This window comes from Methylobacterium sp. E-065 (genome assembly GCF_022829605.1).
Lineage (GTDB): Bacteria > Pseudomonadota > Alphaproteobacteria > Rhizobiales > Beijerinckiaceae > Methylobacterium.
Window position 1 is genome coordinate 1 of the sequence record NZ_JAKSYD010000137.1, and the last position, 2,805, is coordinate 2,805.

The following is a 2,805-nucleotide window of genomic DNA, read 5'->3' on the forward strand; positions in this document are numbered from 1 at the left end:
CAGCGGCCTGACCGGGCGACACCGCCCCCGGCGCTGCGGACGGGGCTGAACCACCGGCTATCGCCGGTCAGCCGAAACCGTCCAAACGACGGAAATCATCTCCGACGCCGCCAAATCAGGACTTCTTCAGCAGCCTGCTAAAGCTCCCGGATCTTCCGCTCGATGCGCGCGGCCTCGGCCTCGTCAACCTCCACCGGCCGCCCGGTGTCGTTGGGCAGGCCGGGCCCCGTCTGCGCGATGGTCTCGTCACGCGGGCGCCCGCTCTGCCCGTCCGAGATCGGCGGCTCCTTCGACCTGTCGCGATCCTGATCCATCGGTTCCTCCTGGCGCGGAGCAGCGTCGCCCCGGCTCAACCCGCACTACGCCGGTCGAAGGACCGGGTGCTGTTTGTCGAGGGAGAATCCCGCAGGCCCGATGAAGATCCGAGGGCCGGGCGGTGCTGTTTCAGCCAGAGCCCGAATTCCTGCATGGCCGCCACGACCGTCTTCAGCCGCATCCCGTCCTCGGTCAGGGCGTATTCGACCCTGACGGGCGTCGTCGGGTGGACGGTCCGGCTGACGAGGCCGGCGGTTTCGAGGGCGCGGAGATCCAGCGTCAACATCCGCTGCGAGATCCCCGGCAGGACGCGCTTGAGTTCGTTGAAGCGCTTCGGCCCGTCGATCAGGAAGGATACCAGAAGCAGACGCCAGCGCCCGCCGAGCAGATGCATCGCGTGCTCCACCGAGCAGCCGGTCACCGTGTCCTTCATCGCCGCCATCCACCTCCGAGACGGTATAATTTCTGTACCCAGCGCTCAAAAGAGTGCGTTCTTACCGCAACCGATCGACTCGGTTACTCACGATCTTCTCCGCTTTACAGGCTTCGTCCAGCGGCTCCACATCCGGGGGATCGATCGTGAGACTCTACTACATGCCGGCGAGCTGTGCCCTGGCCCCGCACATCGTCGCCCGTGAACTCGGCCTGGCTCTGGAACTCTGCCGGGTCGACCACACCCGGCACCTGACGGAGGCGGGAGCCGATTTCCTGTCCATCAACCCGCACGGCTACGTGCCGGTGCTCGCGCTCGACGACGGCAGCCTTCTCCGGGAAGGGCCGGCCATCCTGCAATATCTGGCCGATCTGAAGCCCCAGCACCGCCTCGCGCCGCCGAACGGCTCCCTGGAGCGCTACCGGCTCCAGGAGATGCTGGGCTTCCTGAATTCCGAGATCCACAAGGGCTTCGTCCCGCTGCTCTACGCCCGGCTCGCCGGCCGCTACGTCGAGACCGCCAAACCGAAGCTCGAAGCGCGCTACGCTTGGATCGACCGGCAGCTGGCCGACCGCGTCTTCCTGATGGGTCCGGATTTCACGGTGGCGGACGCTTATCTCTACGCGCTCACCGGCTGGGGTCAGGCGTCCTGGCTGACCTCGTACTACAGGGCCGACATCCACTTCGACGATCTGCGCCATCTGGCGGCCTGGTACGGCCGCATGCGGGGACGTGCGGCCGTGCGGCGTGCGCTCCGGGAGGAGGGGCTGGAGCACTCCCCCGGCCCAGCCGATCAGAACGGGTAGTAGCGCAGGGAGGTCAGGCCGGTGACGAGGTGGGTGGAGGGGGCGATCCCGTAGGCACCCCGGAAGGCGTCGCGCTCGGTGTAGGAGACCTGCGCGCCTGCCACGAGGCGGCCGAAATCGCCCTTGTAGAGATCGTGCCAGAAGCCGCCGGTGATCTGGCGGATGTCGCGGCTCTCCGCCTGGCAGGTCCCGCTCGCCGCGCCCTCGACGTCGCAACCGGTCACCACCAGGGTCGGCGAGCCGTAGCCGGTGGCGTTGAGCGCGCCGGCACGCGCGGCGTGCTCCCAGCCGGCATAGAGGTAGATGTCGGTGCCGGGCTGGATGTGGGCGACGCCGCCGGCGAGCAGCTGGAAGGCCGGGATCGGAGCGACCGACCCGTCGGCCTTCAGGGCGAAGTCCGGCAATTGCGCCGAGCCGTAGCGGCCGATGCCCTGGCCGACGAGGCCGCTGACCTGCAGGTCCAGGCGCTTGTCGATCACCGGCAGGGTCGCGGCGCCGCCGATGCCGTAGCCCAGCGCGGTGTCGGTGCGGCCGGGGAGGCGGGTCGCGGCGGTCAGGTTGGCGGGGCTCAGCCGGTCGTCGAAGAACCGCACCAGACCTTTGAGTTCGAAGTGGCCGAAGCCGGGTTCGAGGGCGAGCTTGCCGATGACGTCGGGGGCGCTGTTGTTCGAGTAGGTGGTGGAGGTGTTGAGCTGGCCGACCGCATCGCCGGCATTGCTGACGTTGACGAGGCCGGGCGCCGCGAAGGGGCTCGGCGGCAGCACGCTCTGGGGCGATTCCAGCGACAGGCCGGCCCAGAGGCCCGGCGCGATGTCCTTGACCACGCGCAGCTGCGGGTTCCGGGTCCAGTTGAAGCCCGGCACGTACTGCACGTCGATGGTGAGCGGGATCTGCTCCTTGAGCGGGGTGATGCCGGACAGGTCCGTGGTGAGCAGGCTCCAGGCCTGGCCGGCCAGGACGTGCCAGCCGGAATCGAGGGTCTCGACCGTGGCGAAGAGCTGCCGGATGCGCGGGTTGTAGCTGTTGCTCTCGCGCGAGTTCGCGTTGGTGGCCGCCCCCAGGAAATCGATCTCGTAATAGCCCGAGACCTGGAGCGTGGGCTCGACCTTCGCGGTGAACAGACCGCTCAGGCGGCTTTGCCGGGCGGAAAAGCGGAACTCGTTTTCCCGCGAGCGGGGATCGTTGCGGAACGGGATGCCGCCGAAATCGGTGCCGACATCCGAGTCGAGGTTGGGATGGCGGACGATGCCC

Annotated in this window: 4 protein-coding genes; 1 reads left to right on the plus strand and 3 read right to left on the minus strand. The window is 68.4% G+C overall.

The features are described 5' to 3' along the window. Positions 1–137: 137 nt before the first annotated feature. Together MKK84_RS18870 and MKK84_RS18875 are read right to left on the minus strand one after the other, a co-directional pair. Positions 138–314, minus strand: a complete 177-nt coding sequence (locus tag MKK84_RS18870; protein ID WP_243922403.1) for a hypothetical protein — start codon at positions 312–314, stop codon at positions 138–140. A gap of 35 nt (positions 315–349) precedes the next feature. After that, positions 350–748 (minus strand): winged helix-turn-helix transcriptional regulator, encoded by a 399-nt coding sequence (locus tag MKK84_RS18875; RefSeq protein ID WP_243922408.1) that lies wholly within the window; start codon positions 746–748, stop codon positions 350–352. Positions 749–894: 146 nt separating this feature from the next. Between MKK84_RS18875 and MKK84_RS18880 the strand changes: the two genes are divergently transcribed. Then, entirely contained in the window at positions 895–1,554 is a 660-nt protein-coding gene (locus tag MKK84_RS18880; protein ID WP_243922404.1) for a glutathione S-transferase N-terminal domain-containing protein, read from the plus strand. On the opposite strand, the gene MKK84_RS18885 is transcribed toward MKK84_RS18880, so the two are convergent. Further along, positions 1,542–2,805: hypothetical protein (locus MKK84_RS18885; protein ID WP_243922406.1), on the minus strand; the 1,264-nt coding region annotated here is incomplete at its 5' end. The genes MKK84_RS18880 and MKK84_RS18885 overlap by 13 nt on opposite strands.

Excerpts from the sequence above, each read along its gene's own strand:
- MKK84_RS18875 (WP_243922408.1), bottom strand. The coding sequence starts at position 748 with ATGAAGGACACGGTGACCGGCTGCTCGGTGGAGCACGCGATGCATCTG.
- MKK84_RS18870 (WP_243922403.1), bottom strand. The coding sequence starts at position 314 with ATGGATCAGGATCGCGACAGGTCGAAGGAGCCGCCGATCTCGGACGGG.